Consider the following 19,304-nt stretch of genomic DNA (forward strand, 5'->3'; position numbering starts at 1 on the left):
GAGAAACACGACGATCGGCACTAGTCTCTCACGCCAGGCCCGAAAGCCCAGCCGCAAGGACAAACGCCGCCCGCGTCTCCCTTCCTCAATTCTAACTTGTCAAAGAGCAGGCAGGACAGCCCGAAAGCCAAACCCGCCAGAGACAAACAGCAAGCCGCCCAGCGTTCCCGCCGGCCAACCCCGCAGATCTGTCAGAAGATGCCTCAGCGCCCGGGCCACTCTCGCGGCCGGCGCCGATGAACCGGGGTATACGCACACCGCCCCGGCCCGTCAACAGCCTTGTGCGCTGCGAAGCCGATTTTCTTGGACTCGGCCGGCGACAGGCGTGTGACGCCCGATTCGCCCCTCCCCCGGAGGCCCTCAGGCCCCGAGGGTCAGACGCATCCCGTCATAGGCGGGCACGATGCCCTCGGGCAGGCGTGCCGCCAGGGCGGCGTAGTCGAGGTCGGTGTGCAGGTTGGTGAGCACCGCCCGGCCCGGGCGGACTTCGCGGATCAGCGCCAGGGCGTCGGAGACCGAGAAGTGGGTCGGGTGCGGCGTGTCCCGCAGGGCGTCGATGATCAGCAGGTCGAGGCCGTGCAGACGGGCGAGGCTCGCCTCCGGGATCAGGCTCACGTCCGGCATGTAGGCCGCCCGCCCGAAGCGGAAGCCCAGGGCGGCCTCGTTGCCGTGCTCCACCGGGAGCGATTCCACGGTGATCGGGCCGCCCTCCCCCTCCACGATCAGGTCGCGGTCGACGGCCAGGTCGCGCAGGTCGAGGATCGGCGGATAGGCGCTGCCGGGGGGCGTCTCGAAGCAGTAGCCGAACCGGGCGGTGAGCAGCGACCGCGTCAGGGCGTCGGCGTAGACCGGGATGCGCGCCCGCATGGCGATCACCAGCGGGCGCAGATCGTCGATGCCGTGGGTGTGGTCGGCATGGGCATGGGTGTAGGCGACCCCGTCGAGGCGCCGCACCCCCGCGTCGATGAGCTGCTCGCGCAGGTCCGGCGCAGTGTCGACCAGGAGCGTGGTCCGCCCGGCCCCGGCGGTGCGCTCGACCAGGATCGAGCAGCGGCGGCGGCGGTTGCGCGGCTCTTCTGGGTCGCAGGCGCCCCAGCCGCTGCCGACCCGCGGGACCCCGCCGGAGGAGCCGCAGCCGAGGATCCGCAGGGTCAGGTTGGCCATCCGGATCCCCCGCTCCGCCCCGCCGCCTCACCGGGGGCCGCCCTGTCGAACAGCGCAAAGAAATTCGCCGTGGTGATCCGGGCGAGGTCCTCCGGGGCGAGCCCCAGGGTCTCGGCCAGCGACCGGGCGGTGTCGGCCGTGTAGGCCGGCTCGTTGGTCCGCCCGCGATGGGGCTCGGGGGCGAGGAACGGCGCGTCGGTCTCCACCAGGATCCGGTCCAGGGGCACGGCCCGGGCGATGTCCCGGAGATCGTGCGAGCGCCGGAAGGTGACGATGCCCGAGAACGACACGTACAGCCCCAGCTCTAGCCCGGCCTCGGCCAGCCGCCGGCCCGACGAGAAGCAGTGCAGCACCGCCCGGAAGGGTTTTCGGCCCATCTCGTCGGCGAGAACCCGCTCCATATGGTCGTCGGCGTCCCGGGCGTGGATCACAAGGGGCAGGCCGGAGAGGCGCGCCGCCGCGATATGGGCGCGCAGCACCCGCTCCTGCACGGCCTCGGGGGCGGCGTCGGGATAGTGGTAGTCGAGCCCCGCCTCGCCGATCCCGACGCAGCGCGGGCTGGAGGCGGCGATCTCCGCGATCGTCTCGGCCGGCACGTCCGGCTCCTCGGCGGCCCCGTCCGGATGGGTGCCGATCGTGTGCCAGACCTCGGGATGGGCCTCGGCGATCGCCCGGTAGGTCTCGGCCCGGGCGACCCGGGTCGAGATGGTGAGCATGCCGGTGACACCCGCGGCCTTCGCCCGGGCGATCACGCCGGGCAGGTCGGCGGAAAAATCGGAAAAATCGAGGTGGCAGTGACTGTCGATGAGCATCGGGTCTCGGGGCCGGCGGGCGGCAGAGTCCTTCACGCGGAAGGGACTCAGGCGGAGGGGGCTTCGGGGCGCTCGAAGCGCGGGAAGATCGGCGCGGGGGCAGGCAGGGCCGTGCCGGGCACGAGGCGGCCCCCCTCCCCCACATCGGCGAGGCTGCGCCGGTCGGCCGGCACCGCCAGCAGATCCAGGAGCTTGGCGGCCGCACCGGGCACGAAGGGCTGGATCAGGATGCCGAAGGCGCGCAGGGCCTCCAGCGTCGTGTAGAGCACGGCGTTCATCCGCGCGGGGTCGGACTTGCGGAGCTTCCAGGGCTCCTGGCCGGCGAAGTAGCGGTTGGCCTCCGCCACCACGGCCCAGATCTCGGCCAGGATCGTATGGAGCGCGAGGTCGCCCATCAGGTCCCGCGCCCGCTGCGGCAGGGCGTCGGCCTGGGCGAGCAGCGCCCGGTCGGCCTCCGCCAGTTCGCCGGGATCCGGCACCGCGCCATCGCAGTTCTTGGCCACCATCGACAGCGAGCGCTGGGCGAGGTTGCCGATGTCGTTGGCGAGGTCGGCGTTGATCCGGCCGATGATCGCCTCGTGGCTGTAGCTGCCGTCGCCGCCGAACGGCACCTCGCGCAGCACGAAATAGCGCACCGGATCGACCCCGTAGGTGTCGGCGAGCTCGAACGGGTCGAGGACGTTGCCCAGCGACTTCGACATCTTCTCGCCCTTGGAGAGCAGGAAGCCGTGGCCGAAGACGCGCTTGGGCAGGGGCAGCCCGGCCGACATCAGGAAGGCAGGCCAGTAGACCGCGTGGAACCGGACGATGTCCTTGCCGATGATGTGCAGATCCAGCGGCCAGAATTTTTTCCCGGCGGCTGACTCGTCGGGGAAGCCGGTGACGGTCAGGTAGTTGGTCAGCGCGTCGACCCAGACGTACATGACGTGGTTCGGATGCCCCGGCACCGGCACGCCCCAGTCGAAATTGGTGCGGCTGACCGACAGATCCTTGAGGCCGGAGCGCACGAAGCTCGCCACCTCGTTCCTCCGGGTTTCCGGCCCAATGAAGTCCGGCTGGTCCGCGTAGAGCTTGAGCAGCCGGTCCTGGTAGGCGGACAACCGGAACAGGAAATTCTCCTCCTCCATCCACACGACGGGCGTGTCGGTGGCGAGGCTGCGGCGGCTGCCATCCTCCAGCAGGCGGGTCTCGGCCTCGTCGTAATAGGCCTCGTCGCGGACCGAGTACCAGCCGGCGTACGTGTCCAGGTAGATGTCGCCGTTGGCCTCCATCCGCCGCCAGATCGCCTGCGCGGCCTCGTAATGGCCCGGCTCGGTGGTGCGGATGAAGCGGTCGTAGGCGCAGTCCATCCGGTCGGCCATGGCCTGGAAGCGGGCGGCGGTGCCGTCGACATAGGCGCGCGGGCTGGTGCCGGCCCGGGTCGCGGCCTGCTGGATCTTGAGCCCGTGCTCGTCGGTGCCGGTGGAGAACAGCACGTCGTACCGGTCGAGCCGGTGGAACCGCGCGATGGCGTCGGCGGCGATCACCTCGTAGGCGTGGCCGATATGTGGCGCGCCGTTGGGGTAGGAGATCGCGGTCGAGAGGCCGAAGGTCTTTTGGGGCTGCGCCGGGGTGTTGGACGTCACGTCGAGGGTGTTCCGGATCATCGCGAAAAGCTGCCCGCGTTGTCGCGCGGCAGCGGCCGGGACGCAACCGCCGCCCGCTCCGCGGACGGCACCGTCCGGCCCCGGACACGCATCGGCGTCCCCACCCGCCGGAGGCACCGGGGGCAGGGCTCCGGATACCGGCATGCGGGGCCCGCGGAACCCCGCGGGGGCCGCCGCCCTTCGCCTGCGACGCCGATTGCGAGGCGGCCTACGGGGGCGGCTTCGCCCGGTGGTGCAGCAGGTTGAGGATCAGCGCCGTCCAGCCGGTCTGGTGGGAGGCGCCGAGACCGCGGCCGGTGTCGCCGTCGAAGAACTCGTGGAACAACAGGGCCTCCTCGGCGCCCGCGGCCGCCGGGATCGGCGGCCGGTCGCCGAAGGCCGGGCGGCGGCCGGCCCCGTCCTTGGAGAACAGGGCGATCAGCCGGTCCCGAAGCGCGTCGGCGATCGCGGCGAGCGTGTGCATCTCCCCCGAGCCGGTGGGGAATTCGACGCGAAAGTCGTCGCCGTAATAGGTGTGGAAGCGGCGCAGGGCCTCGATGATCAGGTAGTTCGTCGGCATCCACACGGGCCCGCGCCAGTTCGAATTGCCGCCGAACATGTTCGAGGTGGAATCGGCCGGATCGTAGCGGACCGTGAAGGAGGCGCCGAACTCGTTCAGGGCATAGGGCTGGTCGCGATGCGCTTTCGACAGCGAGCGGACGCCGTAGGGCGAGAGGAACTCCGCCTCGTCGAGCATGCGCCGCAGCAGCGCCTTCATCCGGTGGCCGCGCAGCAGCGACAGCAGCTTGCGGTCCTTGACGCCGCCCTCGTCCCAGCGGGAGACGAGGCGGGCGAGATGCGGGCGGTTCTCCAGCAGCCAGTTGAGGCGCCGGGCGAAGTCCGGCAGGCGCTGGAGCACCGAGGGCTCGATCACCTCGACGGCGAACAGCGGCACCAGCCCGACCATGGAGCGGACACGCAAGGGGAGCAGCCCGGCGCCGGGCATGTCGACCTCGTCGTAGTAGAACTCGTCGTCCTCGTCCCAGAGGCCGAAGCCCTCGCCGCCCATGTCGGTCATCGCCTCGGCGATGAGCAGGAAGTGCTCGAAGAACTTCGAGGCGGTGCTCTCGTACACGTCGTTGTGGAGCGCGAGTTCGAGGGCGATGCGCATCATGTTGAGGGCATACATCGCCATCCAGGCGGTGCCGTCAGCCTGGTGCACCATGCCGAAGCCCGGCGGCGGGCGCGACCGGTCGAACACGCCGACATTGTCGAGGCCGAGGAAGCCGCCCTGGAAGACGTTGCGGCCGCCCGCATCCTTGCGGTTCACCCACCACGTGAAGTTGATCAGCAGCTTGTGAAAGACGCCTTCGAGGAAGGCGAGGTCGCCGCGTCCGCCGCGGCGGGCGCGGTCGATCTCGAACACCCGGTAGGTCGCCCAGGCATGGACCGGCGGGTTGGTGTCGGAGAACTCCCACTCGTAGGCCGGGAGCTGGCCGTTGGGGTGCATGTACCATTCGCGCGTCAGCAGCAGGAGCTGCTTCTTGGCGAAGTCCGGGTCGAGCAGAGCCAGCGGCAGGCAGTGGAAGGCGAGATCCCAGGCGGCGAACCACGGATATTCCCACGTGTCCGGCATCGAGAGCACGTCGGAGGCCGCGAAGTGGCGCCACTGGGTGTTGCGGCCGCCGTCGCGCTCCCGGGGCGGCACCGGCTGCAGGGGATCGCCCTTGAGCCATACCCGCACGTCGTAGGCATAGAGCTGCTTCGACCAGATCAGCCCCGCCGCGGCCTGCCGGAAGATCGTACGGGCATCCGGTTCGGCGATCCCGTCCTGAAGGTCGTCGTAGAAGGCGTCGGCCTCGGCGACGCGCAGGTCCCGGAGGCTGCCATCCGCATCGAGCGGGCGCGTCCGCACCCCCGCCGACAGCCGCAGGCGGATCCGCCGGGTCTCTCCGGGCTCCAGGCGGAGCGCGTAGTGCAGGCCGAGCTTGGTCCCGGCATCGCGCCGGATCGCGGCGGCGTCGCCCCCGACGATCGCCGCGTGGAGCCCGTCCTTGAACGGGCCCTCGGCCTCGGGCTGGCCGGCGTGGCGGCGCAGGTTCGTGTCGTTCTCGCAGAACAGCACGTCCGGCGCGCCCTCGAAGACCAGCCGGTAGGGGCCGAGGCGGGGATGCTCGCAGGCGACGCCGCCCTCGGGGTGGATCGCCAGACGCGGGCGCGGGCCGTTCTCCCGCCACGACCACGTGTTGCGGAACCAGAGCTGCGGGACGAGGTGGAGGTCGGCGGCCTCCGAGCCCCGGTTCGTCGCCGAGACGGTGACGTGGATGTCGTCGACATCCGCCTTGGCGTATTCCACCGTCACGTCGAAGAAGCGGCCGCCGTCGAAGATCCCGGTGTCGTCGATCTCGTATTCCGGCACCTCGCGGCTGCGCTGCAGCCCCTCGCGCACGAGGTCCTCGTAGGGGTAGGCGGCCTGCGGATAGCGGTAGAGGAACTTGAGGTAGGCGTGGCTCGGGACCGCGTCGAGGTAGTGGTAGTGCTCCTTGACGTCCTCGCCGTGGTTGCCCTGCTCGTTGGTCAGGCCGAACAGGCGCTCCTTCAGGATATGGTCGCGCCCGTTCCACAGGCCGAGCGCGAGGCAGAGCAGGCCGCGCTCGTCGCAGAGGCCGGCGAGCCCGTCCTCACCCCAGCGATAGGCGCGCGAGCGCGCATCGTCGTGGGTCAGCGAGCGCCAGGCATTGCCGTCGCGGCTGTAATCCTCGCGCACGGTGCCCCATTGCCGCTCGCTCAGATACGGCCCCCAGAGCGACCACGGCCGCTCGCCGCGCGCCTGCTCGGCGATGCGGCGGCGCTCCGCCCAAGCGATCGCGTCGCTCACGCCCGCCCCTTTCGAAGGCGGGCCCGCCGCGGCGGGGCGAGGGACAGGATCGTCCGAACGGCCGCGCGATGAGGCAGATCGTGGGTCATGGCATTCCGGGCGGCCAGGGATCGAGCGGGGGCGCGATGCATCATCAGAGCCAAGCGCCGCAGGCCGGATGCCGAGCAGGCGGGCGGGAACGCGCGTTCGATCGCCGCCCCGCGATGGGCCGACGCCAGGATCCCCGCCCGGCCAGCCCTTTCACGGTGTTTGGCGCAGCAATTCATGGGCGACGCGCGTCGCCCTCCTCCCCCCGCGATCCCGGGCCTGCCCGGGATCGCACGGGCGTGCGGGGAGGCGTTGGAGGTGGGGGTGGTGCAGGATCGAACGGTGCGGTGTCGTCTGCACCACCCCTGACCCCTCCCCGCAAGGGGGAGGGGAAGCGCACGTTTTTCGACGCGCAGGCGTCAAGTGGAGAGGTGTGAACTCTTGGGCGGACCGTCCCGAACGCGACCCAATCCAAACACTTTGAAAGGGCCGGCTCTGCCCGGCCCCTACCCGACCTCCGCCAGATCCCCGAACAGCGACAGCACCACCGGGCGCCGGTCGAGGTTGTAGATCGCCGCCTCCCGGGCCGCGCGGCCGAACCGGTCGGCGACCTCCACCAGGGCCGCCAGCCGCGCCGGCGGCTCGTCCCGGCGGCGGTCGAGTTCGGCCGAGACGAAGCGCAGCACCGCGTCCTGGGCGGCCGCGAACCGCGTCTCCGCGTCGCGCCCCGCCAGGGTCTCGGCGAGCTTGAGCACCCGGCCCCAATCAGGATCGCGCGCCCGCGCCAGCAGGGTCTCGACCTCCGCCACCAGCCCGGACGTGACCGGGTCGAGCATCGCCAGGGCCCGGGCCACCGAGCCCTCGCACTGGGTGATCGCCCGGGCCAGGGCGGCTTCCTCGGGCTGCGGGAACGGCTCCGGCAGCCCTCGCACCACCCGGGCGACCTCCCCGGCCGCCAGGGGGCGCAGCATCAGCGCCCGGCAGCGGGAGCGGATCGTCGGCAGCAGCCGGCCGGGCTGGTGGGACAGGATCAGGAACAGGGCCCGGGGCGGGGGCTCCTCCAGCACCTTGAGCAGGGCGTTGGCGGCGTTGGCGTTCAGGTCCTCGGCGCTGTCGAGGATGCAGACGCGCCAGCCGGAATCCGTGGCGGTCGCGGAAAACAGGTCCAGGGCCCGGCGGACCATGTCGACGGAGATCTTGGTCGGCAGCGCCTTGGCGCCCGCGATCCGGTGGCGGCGCAGGGCCACGAGGTTCGGATGCGACAGGCCCGCCACCTTGCCGGTGACGGGGTCGCCCGCCGGCAGGTCGAGCCCGGGCGGGCCCCCGCCCCCGGGATGGGCGAGCAGGCGCCGGGCGACCCGGTAGGCGAGCGTCGCCTTGCCGATCCCGGGGGCGCCGCCGATCAGCCACGCGTGGTGCAGCCGCCCCGCCGCGATGCCGGCCGCGAAGGCGTCGGCCGCCGCCGCGTGGCCGACCAGCCCCAGGGTCTCCCGCGGGCGCGGGATGCCCGGCAGGTCCCCGGGCTCGACGTCGTCGGCGGCGCGGTCGATGGGCTTCATGGCGGTCCCTGGGGCTCCCGTCCGGCCGGCGATCCCGGTGCCGCTGCTTACAGGGGTGGGCGGGCGGCGCCCAGCGCCCCGGGCGGGCCTTGGCGGGCGACCTTGCGGTGCAAGCGATGGCGCGCGCGCCTTGCGGGAGGCCCGGTGCGACGACCCCGCGCGCGTTGCACCGCGCGGCCGGATCTGCTCTCTCCCCCACGCAGCTCAGGAGAGGCGTGGATGGCAAACCCGGCGCAGGTCACCGGCGCGCCCGACCCGGTGAAGTCCGACACCAACGCCTTCCTGAAGCCCCTGTTCGCCGACCGGCGGGTCATGGCGGTGCTGGGGCTGGGCTTCGCCCAGGGCATCCCGTTCCTGCTCGTCTACGCCACGCAATCGGCCTGGCTCGTCCAGGCGAAGGTGCCGCTGGCCAACATCGGCCTGATGAGCGAATTGACCATCGCCTACAAGTTCAAGTTCCTCTGGGCACCGTTCCTCGACCGCCACGACCCGCCGCTGCTGGGGCGGTGGCTCGGGCGCCGCCGCGGCTGGATCGTCGCCACGCAGATCCTGGTGGCGCTGGCGCTGGCGGGGGTGGCCTTCGGCGACCCGGCGCACTGGCTGGCCTGGACCGTGGCCTTCTCCCTGGCCCTCGGGGTGGCGGGGGCCACGCAGGACGTGGTCATCGACGGCTGGCGGATCACCGCCGCGCCCCCCGCGCAGCAGGCGCTGATGTCGTCCTGGTCGGAGATCGGCTACCGGATCGGCAACCTCGCGGCGGGCGCGGGCGCCCTGTACCTGTCCGACGCCTATGGCTGGCGCGCCGCCTACCTGTGCATGGCCGCGCTGATGGCCCCCGGCACCGTCGCGGCCCTGCTCGCCCCCGAGCCCCCCGCCCCGGCGACGCCGGCGACGGGCGGCTTCGTCGAGACCGTCTGGGCGCCGATCCGCGACCTCCTGGCCCGGCTCGGGCCGCTGGCCGTGCCCGTGCTCGCCCTGGTGGCGGGCTTCCGGATGCCCGGCTACGTGTCGAGCGCCATGGCGATCCCGCTGTTCAAGACGCTCGGCTACTCGAACACCGACATCGCCACGGTGACCAAGCTGTTCGGCTTCTGGATCGCGCTCGGCGGGACGTTCCTGGCGAGCGCCATCATCCCGCGGATCGGCATGATGGCGAGCCTGCTCGTCGGCACGGTCACGGCCTCCGCGTCGCACCTCGCCCTGGCCTACCTCGCCTGGCACGGCGGCCATGGCGGGGCGGCGTTCTGGACCTTCGCGGCCACCGTGGGGATCGAGGGCTTCGCCTACGCCTTCGCGTCGATCGTGCTGATCACCTACATGTCCCGGCTCTCGGCGACCGCGCATGCGGCGAGCCAGTACGCCCTGCTCACCTCGCTCTGCGCCCTGCCCGGCAGCCTGCTCGCCGGGGTCTCGGGCTTCGTCATCGAGCGGACCGGCTTCCCCTGGTTCTTCGTCGGCACGTCGCTGATCGGCGTGCCGGTGGCCCTGCTCTGCCTGCTGGTCGCGCGCCGGCACGGGCCGATGGAGGCCGCCGAACAGGCGCCCTGAACGCGTATTCGCCGCGGCGTGCGCGTCTTCAGCAAGACTTAACCATAAGGCCGCTTAATGGGGCGGACGGTTGAAGTCCTCCCCAGTTGGGCAACCCAGGCCACGCGCGCGGAACAAGCCTCCGCGGGCGAACGGCGGCGGCTGCCCACGGGGAAGCGCGTGCGCGAGTTCCCCGAATGGCCCAGGCTGCGTCGTCCCGAACTGCGGACCCCCGAATTGCGCACCCCATGGCGGAGCCCGCCCGGCGGACGGCGCCCCCGCGGGTCGTCTATGTCGAGACCGCCTACGATCCCGTCGCCCGCACCCGGGCCCCCTATCCCAGCGCCATGCGGCGCGCCCGCCGCCGCACCCGGCTGACGGCGCTGATCGCCCTGACGGCGGTGAGTCTGTCCGGCTGGGCGATGCTCGCCGGGCCGCCCGCCCCCGACGAGCGCGCGCCCCTCGCCGCGCCCGCGCTCCGGCCGGCGCTGGCCACCGCCCCGCACGCCGCGCCGCAGCCGAACATCGCCTGGATGCTCGATCCGAGCCCCGCCCTGGGCTCCGGTGCGGCGATGGCCTTCGGCACCGAGGCGCTGCCGACCGAATTCCAGGTCGCCACGCAGATCGCCACGCAGGCCGCCACGCAGGTCGCCGCATCCGAGCCGTCTCCGGCGATCCGGGAGATCGCCCGGCAGGTCGCCGGCGCCGAGCAGGTCAGGGCGGCGCAGATCCGGACCGCGCGGGCCCCGGGGGCGTCGCCCAGGACGACGGTCGCCGAGGCGACCTCGGCCCCGCTGCGGCTCGCCGCGGCCGAGCCGACGCCGGCCGCCCTCGTCCCGCTCCCGGTGGCGCGCCCGCCGGAGCTGCGGCGTCCCGCCCCCGCCCCCCGGGTGGCGTCCCGCGCCCTGCCCCGCACCCGCGACGTGTTCCGCGCCGCCATGGCGGAGGAGCCGTCCTTCTTCGAGAAGCTGTTCGGCGTCGGCGCCGCGGCGCCAGGTCCGGAACCCCGCCAGGCCCTGGCCTATGCCAGCCCGGACGCCCTGCCGCGCGAGGCCCCGCGCACCCGGATCAGCCCGGCGCCCGACTCCGTGGCCGGCACGGCGGTCTACGACATCAGCGCCCGCACGGTAACGCTGCCCTCCGGCGAGGTGCTGGAGGCCCATTCCGGCCTCGGCGAAGCCATGGACAACCCGCGCTTCGTCCACCTGCGCATGCGCGGCTCGACGCCCCCCGGCACCTACGCGTTGACCGAGCGCGAGAGCCTGTTCCACGGGGTGCGGGCGATCCGCCTCACCCCGGTCGGCGGCAGCGGCGCGGTCCATGGCCGCGACGGCCTGCTCGCCCACACCTACATGCTGCGTCAGCCCGGCGCCTCGAACGGCTGCGTCTCGTTCCGCGACTACAACCGCTTCCTCCAGGCCTTCCTGCGGGGCGAGGTCCGGCGCCTCGTGGTCGTGGCCGGCAGCGGCGACTTCTTCGGCCGGATCGGGATGAGCGACCGCGGCGGCCGGCGGGGCTAGGGTATGGTCACGGGATCCCAAAGGACTCGTCCTTTGGTGGGGTGTCGGGGTGAAACCCCGACGAACGGCTCTTCCACCCCCGCGCGGGGGCGGAAGAGCCGTACAGCAAGGCTCTGCCCTGCACCCGCCAAAGGACTCGTCCTTTGGAATCCAGGATCGGGCCCGATTGCAATGCGATCGGGATCGGCTCTAACGGGGGCGGACGCCAGCCCTGACAAGAGGCACCCGATGAAACTGCCCCGCCGCTTCTTCCAGCCCCTCGCCACCGGCGCGCCGGCCCCGTTCCGCGAATTGCCGGTGCGGCTGGAGCGGATGATCCATTTCGTGCCGCCGCACAACGACAAGGTCCGCGCCCGGGTGCCGGAGCTCGCCGGGACCGTCGACGTAGTTCTGGGCAACCTGGAGGACGCGGTCCCCGCCGACCAGAAGGAGGCGGCGCGCAAGGGCTTCGTCGCCATGGCCCAGGCCACCGACTTCGCCGCCACCGGCACCGGTCTCTGGACCCGGATCAACGCCCTCAACTCGCCCTGGATTCTCGACGACCTGTTCACCCTCGTCGCCGAGGTCGGCGCCAAGCTCGACGTGGTGATGGTGCCCAAGGTCGAGGGCCCGTGGGACATCCACTACATCGACCAGCTGCTCGCCCAGCTCGAGGCGCGGCACGGGATCGCCAAGCCGATCCTGGTCCACGCGATCCTGGAGACCGCCGAGGGCGTGGCCAATGTCGATGCCATCGCGTCGGCCTCGCCGCGGATGCACGGGATGAGCCTCGGGCCCGCGGATCTCGCGGCGTCGCGCGGCATGAAGACCACCCGGGTCGGCGGCGGCCATCCGGATTACCGGGTGCTCAGCGATCCCGCGGGCGACGCCCCCCGGGCCACCGCGCAGCAGGATCTCTGGCACTACACGATCGCCAAGATGGTCGATGCCTGCATGGCCAATGGCCTCAAGGCGTTCTACGGCCCGTTCGGCGACTTCTCCGACGGCGCGGCTTGCGAGGCGCAGTTCCGCAACGCCTTCCTGATGGGCTGCGCCGGGGCCTGGACGCTGCATCCGAGCCAGGTGGCGATCGCCAAGCGGGTCTTCGCGCCGGACCCCGCCGAGGTCGCCTTCGCGGCCCGGATCGTGGCGGCGATGCCGGACGGCACCGGGGCGGTGATGCTCGACGGCAAGATGCAGGACGACGCCACCTGGAAGCAGGCCAAGGTCATCGTGGATCTGGCGAAGCTGGTCGCCGCGAAGGATCCGGAACTGGCGGCGGTGTATCAGCTGGGGTGAACCCCCTCTCTCCCGAACCTACAAGGGGCACACATTTGCGCCGACGCGCTCTCCTCCCCCCTGTGGGGAGGAGTTGGAGGTGGGGGTGGTGCAGGCGGCACCGGAACGCTCGATCCTGCCCCACCCCTGACCCCTCCCCGCAAGCTCGAGCGATCCCGGGCAAGCCCGGGATCGTCAGGGGAGGGGAAAAGCGCTAGCCCCCGAACCGCGCCCGATAATCCTGCGGCGTCGCCGCGACGTGCCTTAGAAAGCTGCGCTGCATCGTCTCCTCGGAGCCGAAGCCGCAGGTCCGGGCGATGCGTTTGACCGGCTGCGCGGTCTCGGCGAGCGCCCGCCGGGCCGCCTCCACCCGCAGGCGCTCCACGGCCTTGGCCGGGGTGAGGCCCGTCGCCTCGAGATAATGCCGGCTGAGGCTGCGTGCGCTCATCCCCGCCGCCGCGGCCAGCGCCGGCAGCGCGAGATCGCCCGACAGGTTGTCGGCGATGTAGGCGTGGAGCCGCCCGAACCGCTCCTCCCCCGCCTGCAGGGCGAGCGCCGCGCTGAACTGCGCCTGTCCGCCCGGACGCTTCAGGAACATCACGAGGTGGCGCGCCACCGCCAGGGCGAGGGGGCGGCCGAGATCCTCCTCGACCAGCGCGAGCGCCAGGTCGATCCCCGCCGTGACCCCCGCCGAGGACCAGACCGGGCCGTCGCGCACGAAGATCGGATCGGGCTCGACCCGGACCCGCGGGTAGCGCCCGGCCAGTTCGCCGCAATGATGCCAATGGGTCACCGCCCGCCGCCCGTCGAGGAGCCCGGTCGCCCCCAGCAGGAACGCCCCGGTGCAGACCGAGGCGACCCGGCGCGCCCGTCCGGCCCGCGCCCGGACCCAGGCCACCAGGGTGGGGTCGTCGCAGGCCGCCAGGATTCCGGGGCCGCCCGCGATCACCAGCGTGTCGACCGGCATGTCGCCGCCGGGCAGCGGCTCGGCCACCAGCCGCAGGCCCGCCGAGGTGGTGAGCGTCGGCTCGCCCGCCGCGATCACCCGCGGCGCGTAAGGTTGGCCCACGCCGCCGCGCTCGTTGGCGGTGGCAAACACCTGGAGCGGCCCCGCCACGTCGAGGAGCTGCGCCGACGGGAAGGCCAGCACCTCGACGGGCCGCGGCGCATCTGGCGGGAAACGAGGGCTCTTTGTCATTCGGGCCAGAGCGTGACGCGGTAGGGTCGCCCTGTCCACCCCGGAGGCTCCGATGATCCCGCCCGACACCCACCTGCAGATCGGCTCGCTCCTGTTCGAGGGGCTCGACCAGATCGACCTCACCGGCCCGTTCGAGATCCTGGCCCGGATCCCGAACAGCACCTACCGGATCTACGCGGCCACCCCTGATCCGGTGCGCGACGTGCGCGGCCTACGGATCCTGCCGGACGCGACCCTCGACGCCGCGCCCCGGCTCGACGTGCTCCATGTCCCGGGCGGCCAGGGCCAGGAGGCGCTGATGCGCGATCCGGCCGTGCTCGGCTGGATCCGGGAGCAGGCAATGGGCGCCTCCCACGTCCTTTCGGTCTGCACCGGCGCGCTCCTGCTGGGGGCGGCCGGCCTCCTGGTCGGGCGCCAGGCGACCACCTACTGGAACGCGGTCCACCTCCTGCCCTTCTTCGGGGCCGAGCCGGTGGATGCGCGGGTGGTGATCGACCGCGATGCGGAGGACCGCACCTGGGTGTTCGCGGCCGGCGTCACCGCGGGGATCGACGGGGCGCTGCGCCTCGCCGCCGAACTGCGCGGTACGGAGGCCGCGCAGGGCATCCAGCTCGGGATGCAATACGCCCCCGAGCCGCCCTTCGACAGCGGCACCCCCCGGACAGCCCCGCCGGCCGTCGTGGCGGCGGCCCGGGCGCGGGCCGCCGACCTCACCGCCCGGCGCGAGGCCACCGCCCGGGCGATCGCCGCCGAACGCGGCATCCGGACCCCCCAACCCGCAGGAGATCTCCGATGAACCTCACCCATGTCCGCGCCTTCGCGGCCGCCATGCAGGCCAAGGATCCCGACGGCATGCTGGCGCAGATGGCCGACGGCGTCGTGCTCAACACGCCGCTCGCCGCCGAGCCCGTGCGCGGCAAGGCCGCGATCCGGCCGGTGGTCGACGCGCTGCTCGCGACGATCGACGCCTTCGAGATCCGCGAGATCCTGGAAGGGCCCGGGCGGGCCGCCGCGTATTTCGGGGCCTCGGCCGGCCCGCACCGGCTCGACGGCGTGGACGTCTGGCGCCTCGATGCGGCCGGGCTGATCGCCGAGATGAGCGTCCTGTGGCGGCCGCTGCCCGCGGCGCTCGCGGTCCGGGACCGCCTGGCCCAGGCCGCCGGGACGGGGGGATCCGCGCCCACCCGGTGACAGGCCCCGTCATCGGACCTATCTGTCCCGTCAGGACGGACTGAACCATGACGGACGTAACCCTGAGAACCGCCAAATTCGCCATCGGCGCCGTGGTGCGCCACCGGATCTACCCCTTCCGGGGCGTCGTGTTCGACGTCGACCCGGTCTTCGACAACACCGAGGAATGGTGGATGTCGATCCCCGAGGAGGTCCGGCCGCGCAAGGACCAGCCCTTCTACCACCTGCTGGCCGAGAACGCCGAGACCGAATACGTCGCCTACGTGTCGGAGCAGAACCTTCTGCCCGACACGTCGGGCGAGGCCCTGCGCCATGCCGGGATCGCCGAGATGTTCGTGCGCGACGCCGCCGGCGCCTACCGGATGCGCGCCCGTGCCACGAACTGACCGGGCTCGTAAAGCTTCCGACACGGGCGCCGCTTTAGCCTCGGTCCGACGGCCGCCGTGCCGTCGGACGAGTTCGCCGCCATGCCCGCCAAGCCCCGATCCGCCGCCGCGACACTCCTGGCCGCGGCCCTGCTCTGCGCTCCGGCCCGCGCCAATGACAGCGCTGCCGAGCTCGATGCCGGCGGGCTGGTCCTGGTGCCGGAGCCGGGGATCGCCCTCGCCAGCGAGGACCTGTCGATCGGCCTCGACCGGATCGACGTGTCCTACGTGTTCCGCAACCGGGTGGATGAATCGCGCACGGTCCGGATCGCATTCCCGCTGCCGCCGATCGATGGCCGCCTGCTCAGCGCGTCCGCCCTCAAGCTGCCGCAGGCCGAGCGGGCGAACTTCGTCGGCTTCACCGCGACGGTCGACGGTCGTCCGGTCGAGCCGGCGCTGGAGGAGCGCGCCTTCGTGGGCGAGCGCGAGGTGACGGACCTGCTGCGCCGCCACGGCCTGCCGTTCAACCCCCTGCGCTTCGCCGACCTCGCCGCCGCCGAGAAGCGCCTCGGCCAGGCGGACTGGGCCGAGCTGGTCAAGGCCGGCCTGTTCCCCGAGGGCGCGAGCACGACCGAGGCGCCGAACGATGGGCTGTGGCGCAGCGAGGCGAAGTTCCACTGGCTGCAGACCTTCCCGCCCGGGACGGAGGTCCGGATCGCCCACAGCTACGCCCCGGTCAGCGGGTTTCACCTCCTCGATCCCAAGGAGGCCGCCCGCGCCGGTTACCGCGCGACCTACTGCCTGGACGGGGCCGGGCTGGCGGCGATCCGGCGCCTGCACGCCAGGGCCCCGAACGCGAGCGGCCACCTGCGGGCCTTCGTGGTGCCCTACATCGTGACCACCGCGCGCAACTGGGCCGCGCCGATCGGGCGCTTCACGCTGACGGTGGACAAGGGGACGCCGGACGCGGTCGTGAGCTTCTGCCGCACGGGCGTCCGGAGGATCGGACCCACCACGTTCCGGTGGGAGGCCCGGGACTACGTGCCCGACCACGACCTCCGGATCCTGATCGTCCTGCCCGGTCCGGGCCCGATGGGGATCCGTTAGCGCATCGGCGGCCGCGAACGCGGAAGGGCCGGACCTGCCCGGTCCGGCCCCCGCGGGTCGCGCGCCGCGCGGCGGTTACTTCGCCGCCGGGGCGGCACCGGCGGCCGGGGCGGCGCCGCCCTGCTGCTCGAGCTTCTTGCGCATGTCCTCGGAGCGCTTCTCCAGCTCCGCCTGGAGCTTCTTCTGCTGCTCCTCCAGGACCTTCGGGTCGATCGCCGGGCCGTCGAAGGCCTTGCCGAAGCCGGCCAGCGGCACCGCGAAGGTGACTTCGCGCTGGGTCTGGTTCTGGACCGAGACGTTGAGGGTCGTGCCCTTCTTCATCGCCGCGACGACGCCGGCATCGACGCCCCCGGCCTCGGCGAAGCAGCCGTTCGGGAAGCAGACCGCGAAGCGGCCGGGCGTGCCGGCCTGGCCGTCGACGTTGAAGCGGATGCCCGGCTGCAGCAGCAGGCCGAGCGGCAGCAGGTAGCGCACCACGCGCACCTCCTGCTTCTGGGCGGCGTTCTTCATCTCGTAAACCGCCACCGCCAGCACCGGCTGGCCCTGGTCGGACACGAAGTCGCGGGTCGTGTAGCAGATGTCGGTGCCCGAGCCCTGGTCCTTGCCGCAGACCTTGGTCCAGTCGGCCTGGCTCGGCTCGGACTTCACCGCCACGATCTGCGGGCCGGTCTGGGCCGCCGGGGTGTTGGCCGCCGGGGTGCCCGGCGCGGCCGGGGCCGGGGCGGTCGGGGCGGGTGCGGTCGGGGCGGGCTTCTTCGGCTGCGCCAGCGCCGGAGCGGCCGCGAGGCCGAGGCCCGCGAGACCGAGGAGGGCGGCGCGCACGTGCGGCGCGGGGCGGGTGAAGGACATCGGCTCTGACCCCTTGGACGAGATGTGGTGTGCGGTGAACTTGCAGGATGCGGAGCCCGCCTGGCGGCAGGTCCGCCGGACCGTCCGGGTGCGCGCCGCCGTGGCGTGCCTTCCGGAACTCCGGATGAATCGGTCCGGCCATCGGGGGGGACGGGCGCCCGGATGCGCGCAGTTCCCGCCCCGGCGACCGGGCGGCCTGCCTTTCCCCTGGAATGAGGCGAAGGCATGACACCGCGGCCTGGTGGGCCTCTCGGGGCCTTCCGGGCCGCGGCCGGCCCCCCGATAGGCCCGCGCCCGCCCGGCCGCAAGCGCGGCCTTGCAAGCGCGACCTCGCACGAGGGCGTGATCGGTCCGGCCCGCTTTGGCCCAGCCGGCCGTCACCCTCCGGTCTTAGCGGTTGGTTAACCGTAATCGGCCGACCATGCCGGCGGATCTGCAGTATCGGTGGGGGCGGTGGGTTGAGCGCGTTCGCGGTGGCGGAGAGGGCGGCCCGTGCCGCACCGGACGCGTCCGCGCGATCCGCCGGCCTGCCCGCCTGCCTGGTCGCGGCGGCGCGTTCCGCACCGGAGCGCACGGCGCTGCGTGATTCGGGCGATCGGGCCGCGTGGTGCGGGCGCCCGCCGATCACCTGGACCTACGCGGCCGCCTCCGAGATCGTCGGCCGGCTCGCCCGCGGGATCGGCGCGTGGCGGCTCCCGCCCGGCAGCCGGATCGGAGTGTGGTTCTCCGGCGGTGCGGAGGCGGCTCTGGCCCACCTCGCCGTCGAGGCGGCCGGCCATCTGCCCTGCGCGATGCCGGCTGGCTGGGATTCCGCGCAGCTCTCCGCCGGGATCGAGGCCGCCGACCTCCTGGGCGTGCTGACCGAGGGCCGCCGCGGGGCGCGCCGGCCCGCGGAGGAACTCACCCACGTGGCGATCCGCCAGTTCAGGCTGCGCTATCTCGCCGCCTTCGGCCCGGGCGTGCCGGACGGCGTGATCAGCCTCGACGCGATGGCGCTGGAACGCGGCGTGGCCGAACCGGTCGCCAGCCGCGGCCTCGTGACCTTCGCCGACGGCGATCCGGAGCGGCCGGTCTACCGCACCGCGGCGGCGCTCGCCGCGGCGATCGCCGCGCATCTCGACGTGCTGCCCCTGGCCGCCGACGAGCGGATCCTGACGCTCCTGCCCGCCCACGACCTGCGCGGCCTGGTGACCGGCCTCGGCGCGGCCCTGACGGCCGGCGCCGGTCTCGAGACCGTGATTCCCTTCGAAGCGGCCGGCTTCGGATCCGCCCTGCTGCGCCCGGTGCCGACCCGGCTCGTCGTCCCGGCCGTGGCCCAGGCCGCCCTCGCCGCCCTGCCCCTGCCCTGGACCGTGCGGACCCTCAACGTGGTGCATCGGGCGCCCGTGGACCTGAGCCTGCGGGCGGGCGCCGAGGCCGCCGCGCCGCCGCGCCTCGAATCCCTGGTCTTCCGCGAGGATGCGGTGCTCACGCGCCCCGGCCTGCGCGACCTCGCCGCGACCCTGGCCTATCCGGAGCGTGCGCCCCTGCCCCGGGCCCTCCTGGCCATCGCCCGCGACGCCGAGGGGAACCTCACCTATCGCGGTCCGGCCTGCGCGGCCGCGCCGCTGCCCCGCGGCGCGATCCCCGAGACCGACGCCGAGACCTGGCGGAGCGCCGGCTATCGCCCGATCCTGTCGGGCGGGACCGCCGTGGCCGTGGAGAACGCCTGAACGGTACCGGTCCCCCCGGCCGCGGTTCATCCGGCGCTCAGGCGCCATGGGTAGTCTCGCATCTGCACACGGACCGACGGATCCGATCCGCCCCCTCGCGGGTTCTGCAAAGGATTGTGGTCACGGCTACCTTTCCAATCCGTGCCGGATGGAGTACCGCTCAAGCTTATGGGTGCGCTGCAACAAGTGCTCGTGGTCGACGACGGCGTCCGTGCCGTGGACCGTTCCCTTTCGGGCGAGCTGGCCAGCCTCGGCTACGCGAGCGTGACCGCCTCCATGGAGGCGGCCGACGACGTATTGGCCGTGATCGCACGGCCGGCCGCGGTGCTGCTGCAGGCGCCGACCCGCCGGGATCCCGCCTATGCCCGCCGCGCGGCCAAGCTGCGCGCCCAATTGCGCGACCGCGGCATCCCGGTGATCCTCATCGGCGATTCCGCCGAACCCCGGGCCGGCGGCCCGGTCGACCTCGCGACCCGCCTCGGCGCCTACGTGACCGCCCAGCCGGAATTCTGA

16 protein-coding genes are annotated in these 19,304 nt (G+C 72.9%); 9 read left to right on the forward strand and 7 right to left on the reverse strand.

Features of this window, described 5'->3' with window-relative positions:
- Positions 1-360: 360 nt before the first annotated feature.
- From MKK69_RS08510 to MKK69_RS08530, 5 genes are all read right to left on the reverse strand, one after another.
- Positions 361-1,164 (reverse strand): MBL fold metallo-hydrolase, encoded by an 804-nt coding sequence (locus tag MKK69_RS08510; RefSeq protein ID WP_243967340.1) that lies wholly within the window; start codon positions 1,162-1,164, stop codon positions 361-363.
- Positions 1,152-1,976: a TatD family hydrolase gene (locus MKK69_RS08515; protein ID WP_243967341.1), complete on the reverse strand. Its 825-nt coding sequence runs from the start codon at positions 1,974-1,976 to the stop codon at positions 1,152-1,154. Before MKK69_RS08515 ends, MKK69_RS08510 begins: the two co-directional genes overlap by 13 nt.
- A gap of 47 nt (positions 1,977-2,023) precedes the next feature.
- Entirely contained in the window at positions 2,024-3,622 is a 1,599-nt protein-coding gene (gene metG / locus MKK69_RS08520) for a methionine--tRNA ligase (RefSeq protein WP_243967342.1), read from the reverse strand.
- Between the two features lie 208 nt (positions 3,623-3,830).
- Complete coding sequence (locus MKK69_RS08525; protein ID WP_243967343.1) at positions 3,831-6,479, reverse strand: MGH1-like glycoside hydrolase domain-containing protein; 2,649 nt, start codon at positions 6,477-6,479, stop codon at positions 3,831-3,833.
- 533 nt (positions 6,480-7,012) lie between these two features.
- Positions 7,013-8,065 carry a DNA polymerase III subunit delta' gene (locus MKK69_RS08530; RefSeq protein WP_243967345.1) on the reverse strand — a complete coding sequence of 351 codons (1,053 nt, stop codon included), beginning with the start codon at positions 8,063-8,065 and terminating at the stop codon, positions 7,013-7,015.
- A 219-nt stretch (positions 8,066-8,284) separates the two neighbouring features.
- Between MKK69_RS08530 and MKK69_RS08535 the strand changes: the two genes are divergently transcribed.
- From MKK69_RS08535 to MKK69_RS08545, 3 genes are all read left to right on the forward strand, one after another.
- Positions 8,285-9,613 (forward strand): AmpG family muropeptide MFS transporter, encoded by a 1,329-nt coding sequence (locus MKK69_RS08535; RefSeq protein WP_243967346.1) that lies wholly within the window; start codon positions 8,285-8,287, stop codon positions 9,611-9,613.
- Positions 9,614-9,789: 176 nt separating this feature from the next.
- The gene (locus MKK69_RS08540) at positions 9,790-11,112 is read left to right on the forward strand and encodes a tlde1 domain-containing protein (RefSeq protein ID WP_243967347.1); all 1,323 of its coding nucleotides are present in this window, start codon (positions 9,790-9,792) and stop codon (positions 11,110-11,112) included.
- 228 nt (positions 11,113-11,340) lie between these two features.
- Entirely contained in the window at positions 11,341-12,390 is a 1,050-nt protein-coding gene (locus MKK69_RS08545) for an HpcH/HpaI aldolase/citrate lyase family protein (protein WP_243967348.1), read from the forward strand.
- A 193-nt stretch (positions 12,391-12,583) separates the two neighbouring features.
- Here MKK69_RS08545 and MKK69_RS08550 read toward each other — a convergent pair whose 3' ends face one another.
- A complete protein-coding gene (locus tag MKK69_RS08550) occupies positions 12,584-13,567 on the reverse strand; it encodes a GlxA family transcriptional regulator (protein ID WP_243967349.1) in 984 nt (327 codons plus the stop codon).
- A gap of 52 nt (positions 13,568-13,619) precedes the next feature.
- Between MKK69_RS08550 and MKK69_RS08555 the strand changes: the two genes are divergently transcribed.
- Genes MKK69_RS08555 through MKK69_RS08570 form a run of 4 tightly spaced genes read left to right on the forward strand, consistent with a single transcriptional unit; the run spans position 13,620 to position 16,230 of the window.
- A complete protein-coding gene (locus tag MKK69_RS08555; protein WP_243967350.1) occupies positions 13,620-14,363 on the forward strand; it encodes a DJ-1/PfpI family protein in 744 nt (247 codons plus the stop codon).
- Entirely contained in the window at positions 14,360-14,758 is a 399-nt protein-coding gene (locus MKK69_RS08560) for a nuclear transport factor 2 family protein (RefSeq protein ID WP_243967351.1), read from the forward strand. The genes MKK69_RS08555 and MKK69_RS08560 overlap by 4 nt, the downstream gene beginning before the upstream one ends.
- A gap of 47 nt (positions 14,759-14,805) precedes the next feature.
- Positions 14,806-15,144 (forward strand): heat shock protein HspQ, encoded by a 339-nt coding sequence (gene hspQ, locus MKK69_RS08565; protein ID WP_243967352.1) that lies wholly within the window; start codon positions 14,806-14,808, stop codon positions 15,142-15,144.
- A 57-nt stretch (positions 15,145-15,201) separates the two neighbouring features.
- Positions 15,202-16,230, forward strand: a complete 1,029-nt coding sequence (locus MKK69_RS08570; RefSeq protein WP_243967353.1) for a DUF4424 domain-containing protein — start codon at positions 15,202-15,204, stop codon at positions 16,228-16,230.
- A gap of 75 nt (positions 16,231-16,305) precedes the next feature.
- Here the strand turns inward: MKK69_RS08570 and MKK69_RS08575 are convergent, their stop codons facing one another.
- Positions 16,306-17,079 carry an invasion associated locus B family protein gene (locus tag MKK69_RS08575; protein ID WP_243967354.1) on the reverse strand — a complete coding sequence of 258 codons (774 nt, stop codon included), beginning with the start codon at positions 17,077-17,079 and terminating at the stop codon, positions 16,306-16,308.
- 458 nt (positions 17,080-17,537) lie between these two features.
- Here MKK69_RS08575 and MKK69_RS08580 point away from each other — a divergent pair, with 458 nt between their 5' ends.
- Together MKK69_RS08580 and MKK69_RS08585 are read left to right on the forward strand one after the other, a co-directional pair.
- Positions 17,538-18,791, forward strand: a complete 1,254-nt coding sequence (locus MKK69_RS08580; protein WP_243967355.1) for an acyl-CoA synthetase — start codon at positions 17,538-17,540, stop codon at positions 18,789-18,791.
- Positions 18,792-18,959: 168 nt separating this feature from the next.
- On the forward strand, positions 18,960-19,304 hold the full coding sequence (locus MKK69_RS08585; RefSeq protein ID WP_243967356.1) for a hypothetical protein: 345 nt from the start codon (positions 18,960-18,962) through the stop codon (positions 19,302-19,304).

The sequence above is a fragment of the Methylobacterium sp. J-026 genome, from assembly GCF_022829585.1.
Lineage (GTDB): Bacteria > Pseudomonadota > Alphaproteobacteria > Rhizobiales > Beijerinckiaceae > Methylobacterium.

Coding starts and splice junctions, on each gene's coding strand:
- MKK69_RS08510 (WP_243967340.1), bottom strand. CDS start 1,164: ATGGCCAACCTGACCCTGCGGATCCTCGGCTGCGGCTCCTCCGGCGGG.
- MKK69_RS08515 (WP_243967341.1), bottom strand. CDS start 1,976: ATGCTCATCGACAGTCACTGCCACCTCGATTTTTCCGATTTTTCCGCC.
- metG (WP_243967342.1), bottom strand. CDS start 3,622: ATGATCCGGAACACCCTCGACGTGACGTCCAACACCCCGGCGCAGCCC.
- MKK69_RS08530 (WP_243967345.1), bottom strand. CDS start 8,065: ATGAAGCCCATCGACCGCGCCGCCGACGACGTCGAGCCCGGGGACCTG.
- MKK69_RS08535 (WP_243967346.1), top strand. CDS start 8,285: ATGGCAAACCCGGCGCAGGTCACCGGCGCGCCCGACCCGGTGAAGTCC.
- MKK69_RS08540 (WP_243967347.1), top strand. CDS start 9,790: ATGGCCCAGGCTGCGTCGTCCCGAACTGCGGACCCCCGAATTGCGCAC.
- MKK69_RS08545 (WP_243967348.1), top strand. CDS start 11,341: ATGAAACTGCCCCGCCGCTTCTTCCAGCCCCTCGCCACCGGCGCGCCG.
- MKK69_RS08550 (WP_243967349.1), bottom strand. CDS start 13,567: ATGACAAAGAGCCCTCGTTTCCCGCCAGATGCGCCGCGGCCCGTCGAG.
- MKK69_RS08555 (WP_243967350.1), top strand. CDS start 13,620: ATGATCCCGCCCGACACCCACCTGCAGATCGGCTCGCTCCTGTTCGAG.
- MKK69_RS08560 (WP_243967351.1), top strand. CDS start 14,360: ATGAACCTCACCCATGTCCGCGCCTTCGCGGCCGCCATGCAGGCCAAG.
- hspQ (WP_243967352.1), top strand. CDS start 14,806: ATGACGGACGTAACCCTGAGAACCGCCAAATTCGCCATCGGCGCCGTG.
- MKK69_RS08575 (WP_243967354.1), bottom strand. CDS start 17,079: ATGTCCTTCACCCGCCCCGCGCCGCACGTGCGCGCCGCCCTCCTCGGT.
- MKK69_RS08585 (WP_243967356.1), top strand. CDS start 18,960: ATGGGTGCGCTGCAACAAGTGCTCGTGGTCGACGACGGCGTCCGTGCC.